The sequence below is a fragment of the Iamia sp. SCSIO 61187 genome, from assembly GCF_019443745.1.
In the GTDB taxonomy this organism is placed as follows: domain Bacteria; phylum Actinomycetota; class Acidimicrobiia; order Acidimicrobiales; family Iamiaceae; genus Iamia.
On record NZ_CP050948.1, the window covers coordinates 4,476,502 to 4,493,157 of the forward strand.

17 protein-coding genes are annotated in these 16,656 nt (G+C 74.8%); 6 read left to right on the forward strand and 11 right to left on the reverse strand.

The window, feature by feature from the left end:
* Nucleotides 1-165: 165 nt before the first annotated feature.
* Both HC251_RS21590 and HC251_RS21595 read right to left on the reverse strand, forming a co-directional pair.
* On the reverse strand, nucleotides 166-822 hold the full coding sequence (locus HC251_RS21590; RefSeq protein ID WP_219942660.1) for a hypothetical protein: 657 nt from the start codon (nucleotides 820-822) through the stop codon (nucleotides 166-168).
* A complete protein-coding gene (locus HC251_RS21595; protein WP_219942661.1) occupies nucleotides 819-1,391 on the reverse strand; it encodes an RNA polymerase sigma factor in 573 nt (190 codons plus the stop codon). Before HC251_RS21595 ends, HC251_RS21590 begins: the two co-directional genes overlap by 4 nt.
* Nucleotides 1,392-1,488: 97 nt before the next feature.
* Here HC251_RS21595 and HC251_RS21600 point away from each other — a divergent pair, with 97 nt between their 5' ends.
* A complete protein-coding gene (locus HC251_RS21600; protein ID WP_219942662.1) occupies nucleotides 1,489-2,046 on the forward strand; it encodes a hypothetical protein in 558 nt (185 codons plus the stop codon).
* Here the strand turns inward: HC251_RS21600 and HC251_RS21605 are convergent.
* From HC251_RS21605 to HC251_RS21620, 4 genes are all read right to left on the reverse strand, one after another.
* On the reverse strand, nucleotides 1,986-3,407 hold the full coding sequence (locus HC251_RS21605) for an acyltransferase (protein WP_219942663.1): 1,422 nt from the start codon (nucleotides 3,405-3,407) through the stop codon (nucleotides 1,986-1,988). The two genes, HC251_RS21600 and HC251_RS21605, sit on opposite strands and share 61 nt — an antisense overlap.
* Before the next feature lie 99 nt (nucleotides 3,408-3,506).
* Complete coding sequence (locus HC251_RS21610; RefSeq protein ID WP_219942664.1) at nucleotides 3,507-4,502, reverse strand: ATP-binding cassette domain-containing protein; 996 nt, start codon at nucleotides 4,500-4,502, stop codon at nucleotides 3,507-3,509.
* Entirely contained in the window at nucleotides 4,499-5,332 is an 834-nt protein-coding gene (locus HC251_RS21615; RefSeq protein ID WP_219942665.1) for an ABC transporter permease, read from the reverse strand. The genes HC251_RS21610 and HC251_RS21615 overlap by 4 nt, the downstream gene beginning before the upstream one ends.
* The gene (locus HC251_RS21620) at nucleotides 5,325-6,116 is read right to left on the reverse strand and encodes a hypothetical protein (protein WP_219942666.1); all 792 of its coding nucleotides are present in this window, start codon (nucleotides 6,114-6,116) and stop codon (nucleotides 5,325-5,327) included. Before HC251_RS21620 ends, HC251_RS21615 begins: the two co-directional genes overlap by 8 nt.
* A 78-nt stretch (nucleotides 6,117-6,194) precedes the next feature.
* Between HC251_RS21620 and HC251_RS21625 the strand changes: the two genes are divergently transcribed.
* From HC251_RS21625 to HC251_RS21645, 5 genes are all read left to right on the forward strand, one after another.
* The gene (locus tag HC251_RS21625) at nucleotides 6,195-6,791 is read left to right on the forward strand and encodes a TetR/AcrR family transcriptional regulator (RefSeq protein WP_219942667.1); all 597 of its coding nucleotides are present in this window, start codon (nucleotides 6,195-6,197) and stop codon (nucleotides 6,789-6,791) included.
* Nucleotides 6,791-8,521 (forward strand): ABC transporter ATP-binding protein, encoded by a 1,731-nt coding sequence (locus HC251_RS21630; protein WP_219942668.1) that lies wholly within the window; start codon nucleotides 6,791-6,793, stop codon nucleotides 8,519-8,521. Before HC251_RS21625 ends, HC251_RS21630 begins: the two co-directional genes overlap by 1 nt.
* Nucleotides 8,522-8,585: 64 nt before the next feature.
* Nucleotides 8,586-10,487 (forward strand): ABC transporter ATP-binding protein, encoded by a 1,902-nt coding sequence (locus HC251_RS21635; RefSeq protein ID WP_255566517.1) that lies wholly within the window; start codon nucleotides 8,586-8,588, stop codon nucleotides 10,485-10,487.
* Nucleotides 10,488-10,592: 105 nt separating this feature from the next.
* Complete coding sequence (locus HC251_RS21640) at nucleotides 10,593-11,732, forward strand: methyltransferase (protein WP_255566766.1); 1,140 nt, start codon at nucleotides 10,593-10,595, stop codon at nucleotides 11,730-11,732.
* 90 nt (nucleotides 11,733-11,822) lie between these two features.
* Entirely contained in the window at nucleotides 11,823-13,229 is a 1,407-nt protein-coding gene (locus HC251_RS21645) for a YncE family protein (RefSeq protein WP_219942670.1), read from the forward strand.
* Nucleotides 13,230-13,272: 43 nt separating this feature from the next.
* Here the strand turns inward: HC251_RS21645 and HC251_RS21650 are convergent, their stop codons facing one another.
* The 5 genes from HC251_RS21650 to tsaE form a co-directional block, all read right to left on the reverse strand.
* The gene (locus tag HC251_RS21650) at nucleotides 13,273-13,494 is read right to left on the reverse strand and encodes a hypothetical protein (RefSeq protein ID WP_219942671.1); all 222 of its coding nucleotides are present in this window, start codon (nucleotides 13,492-13,494) and stop codon (nucleotides 13,273-13,275) included.
* A 40-nt stretch (nucleotides 13,495-13,534) separates the two neighbouring features.
* Entirely contained in the window at nucleotides 13,535-14,566 is a 1,032-nt protein-coding gene (tsaD, locus tag HC251_RS21655) for a tRNA (adenosine(37)-N6)-threonylcarbamoyltransferase complex transferase subunit TsaD (protein WP_219942672.1), read from the reverse strand.
* A 138-nt stretch (nucleotides 14,567-14,704) separates the two neighbouring features.
* Nucleotides 14,705-15,322: a ribosomal protein S18-alanine N-acetyltransferase gene (gene rimI, locus HC251_RS21660; protein ID WP_219942673.1), complete on the reverse strand. Its 618-nt coding sequence runs from the start codon at nucleotides 15,320-15,322 to the stop codon at nucleotides 14,705-14,707.
* Complete coding sequence (gene tsaB, locus HC251_RS21665) at nucleotides 15,322-16,044, reverse strand: tRNA (adenosine(37)-N6)-threonylcarbamoyltransferase complex dimerization subunit type 1 TsaB (RefSeq protein ID WP_219942674.1); 723 nt, start codon at nucleotides 16,042-16,044, stop codon at nucleotides 15,322-15,324. Before tsaB ends, rimI begins: the two co-directional genes overlap by 1 nt.
* A gap of 22 nt (nucleotides 16,045-16,066) precedes the next feature.
* Entirely contained in the window at nucleotides 16,067-16,570 is a 504-nt protein-coding gene (gene tsaE, locus HC251_RS21670) for a tRNA (adenosine(37)-N6)-threonylcarbamoyltransferase complex ATPase subunit type 1 TsaE (RefSeq protein ID WP_219942675.1), read from the reverse strand.
* Between the last annotated feature and the right edge of the window lie 86 nt (nucleotides 16,571-16,656).

The following is a 16,656-nucleotide window of genomic DNA, read 5'->3' on the forward strand; positions in this document are numbered from 1 at the left end:
CGGGGGTCCCCTGGGGAATCAGGGCGGCTGGCACTCGATCGTGCCGAGTGCCAACCCTACGGCCACGCGTTGGCACTCGCAAGACCCGAGTGCCAACGCGGGCGAACTTCCGGACGCCACCCCGCCGGATGCTGCGGTCCCCGTCCGGGGATCGGCGCCGGGGCGCTACTCGTCGAGGTCGGCGGTGGACCACACCTCGCCGGTGCCCGGGGCCACCAGCTCGATGCCGGTCAGGTCGCCCCGGTCGGTGGGCAGGGCGACGAGCCAGCCGGCGCCGGGGTCCGCGCTCCAGGGCTCGGTGTCCACCGTCGTGCCGTCGGCGAAGCGCATGCGACAGGTGTAGGTCGCGCCCTCGGGCCCGGTGGTCAGGCCCACGACGAGGACGGGCTCGCCGTCGACCTCGGTGGCCGTCGCCGTGCCCACGCCCCGCCCGTCGGCGGTCGTGGTGATGGCGGCGACCCGCTCCGGCCCGCTGGACGGGTCGGCGCCGAACGCCCACCAGGCCCCGCCGGCGGCGAGGGCGACCACCACCAGGGCGGCGGCGACCAGGGGCAGCCACCGGGGCGACCGACCCGATGCGGGGGCGGCGACGGGGCCGATGCCCATCCCGGCCAGGGTCCGCTCGTCGAAGCCGATCGGCGGGTCGACGGCGGGCGCGGCCACGACCACGCCCTCGACCGCGGCGACCAGGTCGTCGTACTCGTGGCGACAGGCGGGGCAGACGAGCAGGTGCCGCGCCAGGGTCGTCCGCCTCTCCCCCGTCACCTGCCCGAGGGCGAGGTCGACCAGCTCGTCGCCGGGGTGGTCGTGGTCGGCGGTCATGGTCCCTCCACCGGGGTCGCGGCGCGCATGCGGCGCAGGCCGGTGCGGATGCGGGTCTTGGCCGTGCCCAGCGGGATGCCCTCGTGCGCCCCGACCTCGGCCGCCGTGCAGCCCCCCAACACGGCCAGCACCACCGCCCGGGCCTGCTCGGGTGGCCCGGCCCGCAGGGACGCCAGGGCCCGATCGGCCTCCACCGCCGTGCTGGCCGCCTCGGCGGTGGCGTCGCCGGCGAGGGTGAGGTGCAGGAGGCGGTCGAGCTCGTCGCCGTCGGTCGGGTCCGCCCGCCGGGCCCGGACGGCGTCGATGGCCAGGTTCCGGGTGATGGTGAGCAGCCAGCCCGCCACCGTCCCGCGGGCCCGGTCGAAGGTCGGCGCCGCCCGCCAAGCGCGGAGGAACGCCTCCTGGGCCACGTCCTCGGCCAGCGCCCGGTCCCGCGTCACCGACACGGCCAGACCGTAGACCTGGGCCTGGAACCGGCGGACGAAGGCGGTGGCGGCGTCGGGGTCCTCCACGACCATCCCGGCGACGAGGGCGTCGTCGGCCGCACGAGCGTGGTGGGGCACGGTCACATCGTCTCCTACGGACGAGAGCCCCGCCGAGATTGCAATCCCTCCCGGGGGCTCGGCCGTAGGACCGGGTGACCCACCCACGAACCCGGAGGCTCCCATGGCCCCATCCCGATCCCGCATCGTCGGCGCCGCCCTCGTCGCCGTCGTCCTCCTGTTGGCCGCGTGCAGCGACGACGACGAGCCCACCGCCACTGGCGACGGTGGATCCGCCACCGAGACCACCGCCTCGGCCGACGACGCGGCCGACCCGTACGGCGCGGCGTCCGACGACGGCACCGAGACGACCGAGGCGTCGGACCCCGCCGCCGAGCCCACCGTCGCCGTCGCCGAGAGCGACCTGGGCCCGATCGTCGTGGACGGCCAGGGCGTCACGCTCTACCTGTTCACCAACGACACCCAGGGCGAGCCCAGCACGTGCACCGAGGGCTGTGCCGCCACCTGGCCGGCGCTGACGGGCCCGGTCGCCGCCGGCGAGGGCGTCGACGAGGCCCTGATCGGCACGGTGGCCAACCCCGACGGCACCGAGCAGGCGACCTACGACGGCTGGCCGCTCTACTACTACGCCCAGGACGGCGGGCCCGGCGACACCAACGGTCAGGGCGTGGGCGGCGTCTGGTGGGTGCTCGACGCCGCGGGCGAAGCCATCGAGGGCTGACCCGACGCTCCGCCGCCGCCCGGTCCCGACGGGGCCGGGCGGCCGTGGGCCAGGGCGGTGCCGACGCCGAAGAGGCCGAGGGCCACGAGCGGGAGGCCGAGGGGCCCGGCGGCGCTGAGGCCGTCCAGGGTGATGAGGGCGAAGGCGACGGCGAGCAGCGGCACGGCGACGATCGGGGCCCACGGCGATGCCGGGGACGCGGGCGGCCGCGTCCCCGGCCGACGCTCGACCCGCCCGACGAGGGCCACGATCGGCACCAGGACCAGACCCAGCACCGCCACCGTCGCCCACCGGGTCACCCACCACGCCGTGGTGCCCTCGGCCGGGTCGGGCACCACGCCGAGCGGGAGGAGGACGACGCCGGCCCCGACCAGAGCGGTGAAGTGCCACAGCAGGATCGACATGGCGTTGCGGTTGAGGACGAGGGCGAACGCCTGGACCGGCCGACGCTCGAGGGCGCGCTGGAGGAGGGGCCGGGCGAGGAGGGCCAGCCCGGTCTGGGCCAGGCCGAGGGCGACGAGGGTCGTCGTCGGCGGGGCGTTGTTGGCCAGCTCCTGGCCCGGGTACCCGACCAGGCTGACCGGGAACGGCCCGACGTGGGTCAGCAGCCCCAGGGAGGCCAGCCCGCCGCCGAGCAGCGCCGCCCCCGCCCGGCGGCGGTGGCGCAGCAGGCGGCCGTCGTACCAGGCGAACCCGACCTGCTGGCAGACGCCGAAGACGAGCACGAAGTTGAGCGAGGCGAACCCGTCGCCGGCACCCCCGACCCGAGCGGCGTCGACCAGGGCGGCGGCCCCGGCCAGGGCCACGACCACCCACCAGCCGTGGCGGAGGTGGGCCCGCCACAGCGCCGGCGCCAGGGCGACCACGAGCACGTAGACGGCGAGGAACCACACCGGCACGACCACCAGCCAGGCGATGGGCTCGACCACGTCGGCCGGCACACCGACCGCCCGCGAGAGGGCCGCCCCGCCGGCGCCGACGCCGAACAGCAGCGCCACCGGCCGGGTGAGCCGGACCAGGCGGGTGCGCAGCCAGGTGGCGTACCGCTCGCCGCGGGCCCTCGCCGCCGACCACGAGGCGGCGTTGGCCACGCCGCCGACGACGAAGAAGAGGGGCATGACCTGGAACAGCCAGGTCAGCGGGCGCAGGGACGGCACCGTCGCCAGGGCGTTGACACCGTCGAAGCGGCCGTCGTCGTAGCTCGGCACCACGACCATCCAGTGGCCGACGGCCACGGCCACGATGGCCAGGGCCCGCAGCAGGTCGACCGTCAGGTCCCGCTCGGGCGGCGCGGGACGGGCGCGCTCGACGGGTGCGGCCGGCGCGACGGGCGGGTCGGGGACGAGGGTGGTGGTGGGCACGGTGCCTCCGGTGCAGGTGGGTCCGGGTCACCCTCGGCGCCGACGGGCCCCGCTGGCATGGCGTCCACCCCCCAGGGGCCGGTGGGGAGGCCCCAGCGCTCAGACCGGGTCGGCCAGCCCGCGCCGGTAGACAGCGGCGACCACCTCGTCCACCGCCGGCTCCTCGACGGCGACGTCCACCACGTCGGCCTGGGCCATGGCCGCGGCGACCACCGACGCGGCCGAGACCTCCGCCGACGCCAGCCGGAGGCGCTGGCGCACCCCGTCGACCTCCTCGACCACGGTGTCGGCCACGACGAGAGGCGGACCCGGCTCGGCCAGGGTGACGACGACCGTGCGGGTCGCCCCGCTGGCCCGGACCAGGGCGGCCAGGTCGCCGTCGTGGACCACGCGACCGTGGTCGATCACCACGACCCGGCGGCACAGCCGCTCCACGTCGACCAGGTCGTGGGTGGTCAGCAGGACGGTCACCCCCCGGTCGGTGTTGAGGTGGGCGAGGAACCGGCGCACGCGGTCCTTGGCCACCACGTCGAGCCCGATCGTGGGCTCGTCGAGGTACAGCAGCTCGGGCCCGTGGAGGAGGGCGGCGGCCAGGTCGCCCCGCATCCGCTGCCCGAGCGACAGCTGGCGGACGGGCGTGGCGAGGAGGTCTGCCAGGTCGAGCAGCTCGTCGAGCTCGGCCCGGCGGACTCGGTAGTCGGCCTCGGGCACGGCGTAGATGTGGCGGAGGAGCTCGAAGCTGTCGACCAGCGGGAGGTCGGGCCAGAGCTGCGACCGCTGGCCGAACACCACACCTACCCGGCGGGCCAGCTCGATGCGGTGCCGGTTGGGGTCGAGGCCGTCGACCCGCACCGACCCACCTGTGGGCACGAGGATGCCGGTGAGCATCTTGACCGTGGTCGACTTCCCGGCGCCGTTGGGCCCGAGGTACCCGACCATCTCGCCCCGCCGGACGGTCAGGTCGATGCCATCGACGGCGCGCACCTGGCGTCGGGCCCGGCGCAGACGACCCCGGCGCACCCGCTGGGTGAAGACCTTCTCCGCGGCCCGGAGCTCGATCAGCACCTCGGCGGACGAGCCCGGCGGCGCGGTCATGCGCCGGAGCTCCGGTACGAGCGGATGCCCACCCGCCAGATGGTCAGGGCCACGACGAGGGCGACGGCGCCCACCGCGGGACCGACCCAGGCCAGCGCGCCCAGGCCGCCGAAGGGGTCGTCGCGGCCGAGCAGCCCGAGGGCCGGGTAGTAGGCGGTGAAGGCGAGGGGCACGACGAAGCGGGCCAGCTGGCGCAGCCAGGGCCCGTAGACCCCGAGCGGGTAGGTCGACATCTCCCGGCCGCCGTAGGTGAAGGCCGAGGACACCTCCCGCGAGTCGATCAGCCAGAAGCTGATCGACGTGGTGGCGATCCACACGGCCACGTAGATCCCCACCGCTCCGGTCACGCCGACGACCAGGCGGGCCGCGACCGCCGGCGACGACGGGGCCACGTCGGCCATCACCAGCCCGGTGACGAGGATGGCGACGCCCTGGGCCACCTTCCCCAGGCTCCGCAGGTCGACGTCGCCGGCGATGATCTGCGGCATCGCCCGCCGGGGACGCAGGAGCAGCACGTCGAGCCTCCCCGTGCGGACCAGGTCGGGCAGCTCGTCCAGCTGCCCCACGACCAGGTCGGCGAGGTAGAAGCCGGTGCAGGCCAGGCCGTGGAGGAGCAGCACCTCCCCCACCGTCCACCCGACCAGCTCGTCGACGTTGGAGAACACAGCCACGATGGCCACCAGGTCGAGGGCGGTGAGCAGCATGCTGGCCGTCACGCCGATGGCGAACGAGGCCGGGTACTCGAGCGTCGAGCGCACCTCGGCGCCGAGCAGCCGGGCGTACACCCGCCACGGGCGCAGCGGGCCGGGGGCGACGGCCGCCTCAGCCACCCTGGACCACCACCTTCCGCGTGGCCCGGGCCTGGACGACGCGCCCGGCACCGAGGAGGGCGACGGCCCAGGCCGCCTGCACGGCGAGCGAGGCCGGCAGCGACGGCCGCGCCGTGCCGGTCCACACGTCGGAGACGAGCTGGATCGTCGCCGCGAACGGCAGGGCGCGCAGCACCGTCTCGAGGCCGTCGGGCAGGAGGGGCAGCGGGATGGTCATCCCCGCCCCCACGATCCAGACCACCATCAGGCCCCGGACCGCGCCCTTGGCGTCGAGCAGCCAGAACCCGCTGCTGTAGGCCAGGTAGCGGAGGGCGTAGCTCACGGTCACGGCCAGGACGAGGGCGAGGGCCACGGCGGGCACGTCGCGCCCGGCCGGGAGGCGGGCGCCGAAGAAGACCAGGCCGACGACGACCGGGGGCACGAACCGCACCAGCACCTCGTAGCCCGCCCGCCCGGCGTCGACCGCCCCCCACCACGCCTGGAGGTCGACCGGCCGGTAGAGGTCCACGACCACGTCACCGGTGCGGATCCGGTCCACCAGGTCCTGGTGGCGCAGGAACACGTCCATCACGCCGAGCATCCCCTGGGCCAGCCACACCTGGGTGACGAGGCCGGCCTCGTCGAGCCCGCCGATGTCGGCCCCCCGCTCCCGGGCCACGGCCCCGACCACGGCCGAGAGGAAGATCCCGAACACCGTGTTGGTGAACACCGACGCGGCCGTCGCCCCCCGGTAGGTGGCGAACCGGCGGAAGGACCGCCGGGCCACCTCCACGTACACCCGCACGGCACCGGACCGTACCGCCTCGACGCCCGCCCTGAATGAGTGAGTGCTCACTCAGTCAGGCCCGCTACCGTGCCGGACGTGCCCTCCGCCGCTCCCCCCGCCCCGAGCCGGACGCGAGCCCCGGCGATGTCGGTCGAGGACCGTCGCTCGGCCATCGTCGCCACGGCCGTCCCTCTGTTCCTCGAGGGCGGGCTCGCCGTGCGCACCCGCCAGGTCGCCGAGGCCGCCGGGATCGCCGAGGGCACCTTGTTCCGGGCCTTCGCCGACAAGGAGGACCTGGTCGACGCGGTCATCGCCGCCGCCATCGACCCGGCTCCGATCGACGAGGCGCTCGACGCCATCGACCGTGACCTCCCCCTCGAGCAGCGCCTCGCCGCCGCCGCCGACGTCCTGCGCGACCGGGTGACGACGTACCACAAGGTGATGGCGCTGGCCGGGGCGGCGCCGGCGGGTCGGCTCAAGCCCGGCGAGGCGCCCGAGCACCTGCCCCGGCTCGAGGCCCTGATCGAACCGGACGCCGACCGGCTCCGCCTCTCGCCCCGCGAAGTGGCGCACCTGCTGCGGGGCCTCGTCGTCGCCAGCGTCCACCCGTCCTTCCACCCGGGAGCGCCCCGCCCGTCGGACGCCATCGTCGACCTGCTGCTGCACGGCGTGGCCCGGACCGAGGGGCGCTGATGCTGTCCGACCTCATCCGCACGCACCTCCGGCCCTACAAGCGGCCGCTGCTGCTCCTGCTCGTGCTCCAGATCGTCCAGGCCGGCGCCACCCTCGTCCTGCCGACGATCAACGCCGACATCATCGACAAGGGCGTGGTCCCCGGCGACGACGGCTACGTGCGCCGGCTGGGGGCGGTGATGCTGGCGGTGGCCATCGTCCAGGTCGTGTTCAACGTGGCCGCCATCCGGGTGGGCGCCCGGGTCGCCACCGCCTTCGGGCGCGACGTCCGCCACAGCATCTTCCACTCGGTCACCCGGTACTCGGCGCGCGAGGTCGGCGAGCTCGGTCCGCCGTCGCTGATCACCCGCATCACCAACGACGTGCAGCAGGTGCAGATGCTCGTCGTGATGTCGCTGACGATCCTGGCCGCCGCCCCGATCACCATCGTCGTCGGCACGTTCATGGCGGTGCGCGAGGACGGGCCCCTGTCGCTGCTCCTGCTCGTCGCCGTGCCCGCCCTGGTGCTCGGCGTGGGCACCGTGGTGCTGCGGATGATCCCGCAGTTCCAGGCCATCCAGGAGAAGATCGACCGGGTCAACGCCGTGCTGCGCGAGCAGATCGTCGGCATCCGCGTCGTGCGGGCCTTCGGGCGGGAGCCGCACGAGGCCGAGCGGTTCAGCACCGCCAACGCCGAGCTCACCATGCGCTCGCTCAACGCCGGGCGGCTCATGGCCTTCATGTTCCCGATCGTCTTCACCGTGCTGAACACCTCGAGCGTGGCCGCGGTGTGGTTCGGCGCCGGGCGCATCGACAGCGGCGACATGCAGATCGGCGCCCTCATCGCCTTCCTCAGCTACCTCATCCAGATCCTCATGGCCGTGATGATGGGGACCTTCGTGGCGGTGATGACGCCCCGGGCCCAGGTCTGCGCCGAGCGCATCCAGGAGGTCCTGCGCAAGGAGCCGACCGTGGCCGACGCCCCCGGCGCCCTCACCGAGCTCCCCGAGCACCCCACCCTCGAGCTGCGCGACGTCGGCTTCCACTACCCAGGAGCCGAGGCACCGGTGCTGGGCGGGGTACGCCTCACCGTCGCCCCCGGCACCACCACGGCGATCATCGGGAGCACGGGGTCGGGCAAGACGACCCTGCTGAACCTCATCCCCCGGCTCTTCGACGCCACCGAGGGCGCCGTCCTGGTGGGGGGCACCGACATCCGGGAGGTCGAGACCGAGGCGCTGTGGCGACGGATCGGCCTGGTGCCGCAGAAGCCGTACCTCTTCTCGGGCACGGTGGGGTCCAACATCCGCCTCGGGGCTCCGGACGCCACCGACGGCGAGGTCTGGGCCGCCCTGGAGACCAGCCAGGCCCGCGGCTTCGTCGAGGCCATGGGCGGGCTCGACGCCCGCATCGAGCAGGGCGGCAGCAACGTCTCCGGCGGCCAGCGCCAACGCCTGGCCATCGCCCGGGCGGTGGTGCGCCGCCCGGCGATCTACCTCTTCGACGACTCCTTCTCGGCCCTCGACCTGGCCACCGACGCCCGGCTGCGGGCCGCCCTCGCCCCGGCCATGGCCGAGGCGGCGATGGTCGTGGTCGCCCAGCGGGTGTCGACGATCATCGGCGCCGACCAGATCCTGGTGCTGGAGGACGGGCGCCCCGTCGGCCTCGGCCCCCACGACGAGCTGGTCCGCACCTGCCCCACCTACGCCGAGATCGTCGCCTCCCAGGCCACCACCGAGGCGGCAGCATGATGCTTCTGCCGATCCCCATCCCCCTCCTCGGTGGACGAGGGTCGACAGGACGGGGTGATCGACGGTGACCACGCTCGACAAGGCACCGCCGCCGGCCGACGACGGCGACGGGCCCGACGACGACGTCGCCTACCGCCCGCCGGCGGGCGAGACCCGCGGCATCGGCGGGGGCCGGATGGGTGCCATCGGCATGCCGGTCGAGAAGACCGAGGACTTCCGCGGCACCCTCCAGCGGCTGTCCGACCGCCTGCGCACCGAGCGGGGCAACGTGGTCGCCGTCGTGGTCCTCTCGGTGGTGAGCGTGGCCCTGATGTCGCTCGGGCCGCGCGTGCTGGGCCGGGGCACCAACGTCGTCGTCGACGGCATCCTCTCGGGGGCCGGCGTCGACTGGGACCGGCTGCGGGGCATCCTCCTGCTCGCCCTCGGCCTCTACCTCACCTCGGCGGCGATGACCTACCTCCAGGGCTACCTGCTGGCCGGCATCGTCCAGCGCTCGATGGAGCGGCTCCGCGACGACGTCGAGGACAAGATCAACCGGCTGCCCCTGGCGCACCTCGACAAGCAGTCGCGGGGCGACGTCCTCAGCCGGGTCACCAACGACATCGACAACCTGGCCCAGGGCCTCCAGCAGACGCTGAGCCAGATCCTCAACTCGTCGCTCCACATCGTCGGCGTCGTCATCATGATGTTCACCATCTCGTGGCCGCTGGCCCTGGTGGCGCTGGTGACGATCCCGGTGTCGCTGCGGCTGCTGAAGGCGATCACCAACCGCTCGAAGAAGCGCTTCATCGCCCAGTGGACCCACACCGGCGCCCTCAACGGCCAGGTCGAGGAGGCCTTCACCGGGCACACGCTGATGAAGGTCTACGGCCTGCGGGCCGCCACCGAGGAGCGCTTCGACGCCAAGAACCAGGAGCTGTTCGACGCCGCCGACGAGGCCCAGTTCCTGTCGGGCACGGTGCAGCCGGCGATGATGTTCCTCGGCAACCTGAACTACGTGATCATCGCCGTGCTCGGCGGTCTCCAGGTCTCGTCGGGCCGGATGTCGATCGGCGACATCCAGGCCTTCATCCAGTACTCCCGGCAGTTCACCCAGCCCCTCACGCAGCTGGCCTCGATGGTGAGCGTGTTCCAGTCCAGCGTGGCCTCGGCCGAGCGGGTGTTCACCATGCTCGACTGGCCGGACCAGTCCCCGGACCCGGTCGACGCCACCGCACCGACCTCGGTGCGCGGGCGGGTGGAGTTCGACCACGTCCACTTCTCCTACGACCCCGACCGGCCGCTGATCCAGGACCTCTCGCTGGTGGCCGAGCCGGGCCAGACGGTCGCCATCGTCGGCCCCACCGGCGCGGGCAAGACCACGCTGGTGAACCTGATCATGCGGTTCTACGAGCTCGACGAGGGCCAGATCCGCCTCGACGGCCAGGACATCGCCACCATGCGCCGGGCCGACCTGCGGGCCCAGATCGGCATGGTCCTCCAGGACACCTGGCTGTTCGAGGGCACCATCCGAGAGAACATCGCCTTCGGGAACCTGGAGGCGACCGACGACCAGATCCGGGAGGCGGCCCGGGCCACCTACGTCGACCGCTTCGTCCACTCGATGCCCGAGGGCTACGACACCGTCCTCGACGACGAGGGCACCAGCGTGAGCGCGGGCGAGAAGCAGCTGCTCACCATCGCCCGGGCGTTCCTCGCCGACCCCGCCATCTTGATCCTCGACGAGGCCACCAGCTCGGTCGACACCCGCACCGAGGTGCTGATCCAGGAGGCCATGTCGGCCCTGCGGACCAACCGGACCAGCTTCGTGATCGCCCACCGCCTGTCGACGATCCGCGACGCCGACACCATCCTCGTGATGGACGGCGGGCGCATCGCCGGGCAGGGCCACCACGACGACCTCCTCGCCCGGGGCGGCGCCTACGCCGACCTCTACAACGCCCAGTTCGCCGGTCACGCCACCTGACCCGCGCCTTCGGCCCACTCGGCTCCGCCTCGCCGGGCGGGCGACCTTTGTCCGGAAAACCCCCTCCTCGGCAGGGTTCCGGACAAAGGTGGGGGGGTGGAGACGATGGCGGTGCCCCAGGGGACGTTCGCGCTCGAGCGGCCCGACGCCGGCGAGCGGTCGCCGCTGCGGGCGTGGGACGCGGCCGACGAGATGGTGCTGCGACACCTCGACGCCGTCGGCGCGACCGGCGAGGTGGTGCTGGTCGGCGACGCCTGGGGGGCGCTGGCCTGCGCCCTGGCGCCGACCGGCCCGACCGTGGTGGTCGACTCCTACGTCGCCGGGCGGGCGATCGGGCACAACCTGGCCGCCCACGGCCTGCTCGCCTCCTCCGTGCGGGTGGTGACGCCGCTCGCCGACCTCCCCGAGCGGGTCGACGTGGCCGTGGTGAAGGTGCCCAAGACGACCGCTCTGCTCGAGCACGTGCTCCACCGCCTGGCGCCGTCGCTGCACGGGGGGTCGATCGTCGTCGGCGCCGGGATGGCCCGCCACGTGCACAGCTCGACCATCGACCTCTTCGAGCGCCTGGTCGGGCCGACCCGCACCTCGCGGGCCGAGAAGAAGGCCCGCCTCATCCACGCCCAGGTCGCCGGGCGCGTCGTGGGTCCGAGCCCCTGGCCCCGCGAGGTCGTCGTCACCCCGCCCGGCGGCGAGCCGCTGACGGCGGTGGCCCACGCCGGGGTCTTCTCGGCCGACCACCTCGACCCCGGGACGGCCCTGCTGCTGGCCCACCTGCCCGAGCCCGGCGTCCACCGCGCCGCCGTCGACCTGGGCTGCGGCACGGGCGTCGTGGGCACGGTGCTGGCCCGGCGCGACCCCGACCTGGAGGTCACCTTCGTCGACGACTCAACCCTGGCGGTGGCCTCGGCCCGGGCGACGTGGGCCGGAGCACTCGGCGACCGGACGGCACGGTTCACCGTCGGCGACGCCCTCGAGGACCTGGCCGACGGCGAGCCGGTGACCCCCGACCTCGTGGTGGTCAACCCGCCCTTCCACCGGGACCACACCGTCGGCGACGCCACCGCCTGGCGGATGTTCGCCCAGGCCCGTGCGGTCCTCGCCCCCGGCGGCGAGCTGCTCGTCGTGGGAAACCGGCACCTCGCCTACCACGCCAAGCTCAAGCGCCTCTTCGGGACCGCTGCGGTCGAGGTGGTCGGCAGCGACCCCGGCTTCGTCGTCCTGCGCGCCGCCACGTCGCCCCGCTGAGCCTCACCGACCCCCCGTCGCCCACCTGCGCCGCCGAGGGCGCCCGCCCCCGGTCGACGGCGGGGTACGGTCCGGCGGAACATCGGGCTGGTGCAGATCGGGACGGACATGGGCGGCCTCGACCACGAGATCGCGACGAGCGCCGCCGACGCCCTGGCCGCCCTCGGGCGCACCGAGGACGTGGCCTTCGCCCCCGACGGGCGCCGCCTGGCCATCGCCGACTTCGGGCGCCACCTCCTCGTGGTCGTCGACGTCGCCGTGACGGCAGGGGATGCCGGCGTGGCACTCACCGTCGGTCGCGTGGTCGAGGTCACGGCCACCGGGCTCGACCAACCCCACGGGGTGGCCTGGCTCGACGACGCCACGCTGATCGTGGGGAACCGGGCCGGGGGTCTCGTCGTCCTCGACGCCCCTGCTCCCCCACCCGGCGCCGCCCGTCGGGTCGCGGCCGATCCCGTCACGATCACCGGCGCCCTCGCGCCGCTCGACGGCCCCGGGTCCCTGGCGGTGCTCGTCGCTCCGGATGGCGCCCGCGAGCTCCTCGTGTGCGGCAACTGGGCGAACAGCATCACCCGCCACCGGGTCACGGAAGGTCGCCCCGTGACGGTCACCGACGCCGAGGTCTGGCTCCGGCGCTTCCTCTCGCTGCCCGACGGCGTCGCCGTCAGCCCCGACGGCTGCTGGGTGGCGGTGAGCAACCACGAGGACCAGACCGTCCTGGTGTACGACCGCACCGAGGAGGCCTCACCCGACGAGCGCGCCCCGGTCGCCATGCTGCGCGGGACCCGCTACCCGCACGGGCTCCGCTTCACGGCGGACGGTGCGCACCTCCTGGTGGCCGACGCCGGCGCGCCCGTCGTCAACGTCTACCGCCGCGGGCCGGCGGGGTGGGCGGCGGCGAGCTACCCGACCGGTGTCCTGCGGGTGATGGACGACGCCACCTTCGCGTCCGGCCGCTCCCGCCCCGACGAGGGTGGACCCAAGGGGCTCGACATCGACCCGTCCGGTCGGGTGCTGGTGGTGACGTGCGAGGGGAGGCCGTTGGCCGTGTTCGATCTGGCTGCCGTCCTCGCCGGCGCGCCGCCGATCGACCCGGCGACGCTGATCCCCTACGAGGTCGATGCTCTCGACCGCCTGGCCGCCGTCCGGGCGGCCCGGACCGAATCGGACCTGGCAGCCATGGCGGCCGAGAGCCGCGAGCACGACGCCCGCGCCGCCGCGGTCCGCGCCGAGGAGCACCTGCAGCACGTCCAGCAGGTCGCCGCCGCGTCCGACGCCAAGGCCCGCGAGGCCCTCCGGCGCGCCAGCGAGGCCGAGGAGCGGGCATGGAGGGCCGAGCTGGTGTCGGCCGACCTCGAGGCCCGTCTGACCGCGGCCGAGGCCGGCGTCGCCGGGGTCCACGCCACCCTGCCCGGGCGTCTGGCCCGTCGGGTGCTCCGGCGGGCGGCACACCTCGGCGCTCGCCTCGGCCGGAGCCGCACCGCCCCGACGCGGTGATCAGCCGCCGGCTGGCCGCGGACCCCTTTTCACCCGGTCGGGCTCAGACCTGGCCGGGCTCGCCGCCCTCCTCCACCACGATGGCGTCGGAGCCACCGCCGTCGGGGTCGGCCCCGGGCGCCACGTCGGTCGGTCCGACGTCGCCGACGATGGTGGGGTCCTCGACCCCCACGCCGGTGCCGCGCATGCGATCCACGAGACCGTCCGGCTCCTGATCGTCCTCGTCGTCGTCGCCGGCGGGTGGGAGAGGGGGTTGGTCGGTCATGGGGGCGGCACTCGCCCGGGGACCGGGGCCGCACACGTCGTCAGAGGCCGAGGCCCGGGACCGCTCCGGTGTCGAGCGGGCTGGGACCGTCGGTGACGAGGCGGTGCCAGCCGGCGGCGGCGACCATCGCCGCGTTGTCCGTGCACATGGCGGGCGACGGCAGCGACACCCGCAGCCCGGCGGCCTCGCCCCGCTCGACGGCGAGGCGGCGCAGTCGCGAGTTGGCGGCGACCCCGCCACCGAGGCACAGGCCCTTGGCCCCCACCTGCTCGGCGGCCCGCAGGGCCTTGACCGTCAGCACGTCGACCACCGCCGCCTGGAACGAGGCGGCGACGTCGACGGTGGCCACGTCGGGGTGGCGACGGACGTGGTTGATCACCGCCGTCTTGAGCCCCGAGAACGACAGGTCGAGCCCCTCGTCGAGCATGGCCCGGGGGAAGGCGATGGCCTCGGGGTCACCGTGCTCGGCGGCGGCGTCGATGGCCGGGCCGCCGGGGTAGGCGAGGCCGAGGTACCGGGCGACCTTGTCGAAGGCCTCGCCGGCGGCGTCGTCGAGCGTGCCGCCGAGCACCTCGTAGGAGCCCGGGGCGTCCATGGCCACCAGCAGGGTGTGCCCGCCCGACACGAGGAGGACGACGACCGGCAGCTCCACGTCGGGGTCGTCGAGGAGGGCGGCGTGGAGGTGGGCCTCGAGGTGGTTGACGGCGACGAAGGGGACGTCCCACACGAGGGCGAAGGCCTTGGCCGTGGCCACGCCCACCAGCAGGGCGCCGACGAGGCCGGGGCCGTAGGTCGCAGCGACGGCACCGACCTCGTGGTCGGCCAGCCCCCCCTCGACCAGGGCCTCGGCGATGACGGGGGTGAGGAGCTCGACGTGGGCTCGGCTGGCGACCTCCGGCACCACGCCGCCGTAGCGGGCGTGGATGTCGACCTGGCTGGACACGACCGACGACTGCACCCGCCGACCCCCGACGACGACGGCGGCGGCCGTCTCGTCGCACGACGTCTCGATGCCGAGGACGGGCAGGGCGTCGAGGTCGACGGCGGCCGGGTCCCACCGCGTGCCGGTCATGCTTGCCCTCCAGCGCCCTCGACCCGACCCTCGTCCGACACCCACGTCCCGCTGCCGTCTCGGGCGCTCATGCTTGCCCTCCAGCGCCCTCGACCCGACCCTCGTCCGACACCCACGTCCCGCTGCCGTCTCGGGCGCTCATGCTCGCCCTCCCGCGCCCTCGACCCGTGCCCCGTCGCCGGAGCGCACGCCCTGGAGGACGCTCGGCGTCGGCAGCGCCGCCTCGATGCGGGCCAGGCGCTCGGCGTACTCCGGCGACCCGACGTCGATGGCCCACATGATCACGGCATCCTCCCGGTTGTCGACGTAGTACGCCCGGCGCACGCCGGCCGGCGCGAACCCGAACCGGCTGTAGAGGCTCTGGGCGCCACGGTTCGACGCCCGCACCTCGAGCGTCACCCTCTCGGCGCCGAAGGCCAGCGCGTCGCGCACCACCACGAGCATCAGCCGGGTGGCGAGGCCCTGGCGCTGGTGGGCGGGGGCCACGGCGACGGTGGTGACGTGGGCGTCGCCGGCGAGGACCATCAGCCCGGCGTAGCCCACGACCTCGGTGCCCTGGCGGGCCACCACGTAGCTCCGGCCGTCGGTGGTCGAGAGCTCGCCCAGGTAGAGCCCGAGCGACCACGGTCGCGGGTAGACCTGGTGGTCGATGCGCAGCACCTGGCGCAGGTGGCGGCGGCGCATCGGGGTGATGACGACCGGCGATCCGGCGGCGGCGGAGCCGGGCCGGGGGTCGGGTCGGGTCGTCGCCGCCATCAGCCCGACCCCGGCTGGGGCCCGGGGACGCCCTCGCGGGTGGCCCAGCTGATCTCGGCGTCGGGCTTGCGCAGGTAGGTGGGCGTCACGTCCCACGGCTGCACCCACTCCTCCCGCAGGGCGAGGTGGTGGGCCAGGAGGACGAGGTCGCGCGCCGACGGGCCCGCCAGCCCGTGGGTCACGACCTCGGCCTGGACCAGCGACCGGAACTCGTCCTGGTACCGGAGGGCGCCGTCGCCCACGAGGAGCAGGTCGCCGCGGTGGGCCTGGAGCTCGGCCCGCAGGTCGTCGGGCGTGCTCACCCGCGGCTCGGTGATGCGCTGCACACCGCCCGGGACCGTCCGGTAGAGGGCCGAGAACAGCTCGCCCCGACGGGCGTCGATCACGGCGGCGATGAGGCGGTCGGTGAACCGGGCCGGGAAGGCCAGGAGGTCGAGGCTGGAGATGGGGATGACGGGGACCCGCAGCGCCTGGGCCACCGCCTTGGCCGTGGCCACGCCCACGCGCAGCCCCGTGAACAGGCCGGGCCCGATGTCGACGGCCACGGCCCCGATCTCGGCCAGCTCGACGCGGGCCTGGCGGCACACGAACTCGATCGACGGGGTGAGCGACTCGGCGTGGCGCCGGCTCCGCGACGAGTGGGCCGAGGCCAGCACCCCCTCGTGGCCGCCCACCGCGCACCCGACCTGGGCCGTCGCCGACTCGATGCCCAGGATCAGCACGACGCCGTCCCCTCCGCGCTGGTCACGATGCGTCCTCCCACGGCTCCAGGGTGGCCCGCAGGCCGTCGGCGCGCGCCTTCCACCGCGGCCCGACGGGCCGCATCTCCCACCGGCGGACGTCGCCCGACGCCGGGTCGTCGTCGAGGGGGGCGAAGGTGATCCGGATCTCGAGGTAGTCGGCCGGGAGCACCGGCACCACCGCGTCCCCCCACTCGATGACGACCACGGCGCCGTCGTCGACCATCTCGGCCAACCCGACGTCGAGGGCCTCGTGCAGGTGCTCGAGCCGGTACACGTCGAGGTGGTGCACCCGGACCCGCCCCCCCTCGTAGGTGTGGGCGATGGTGAAGGTCGGGCTGGTGATGCGCTCGTCGATGCCGAGGGCGGCGCCCAGGCCCTGCACGAAGGCCGTCTTGCCGGCGCCCATCTCCCCGGTGAGGAGCACGACGTCGCCGGGCCGCACGAGGGCGGCCAGGGCACCAGCGAGGGCGCGGGTGTCGTCGACGGAGGTGGTGCGGGCCAGCACGGTCCAGGAGAGGGACGAGGGACGGGGAGCCCGCCGAGCGTATCGCCGGGCCCTGGTGGCAGCGGCCCCGGGGGTCGCCGCCCCCC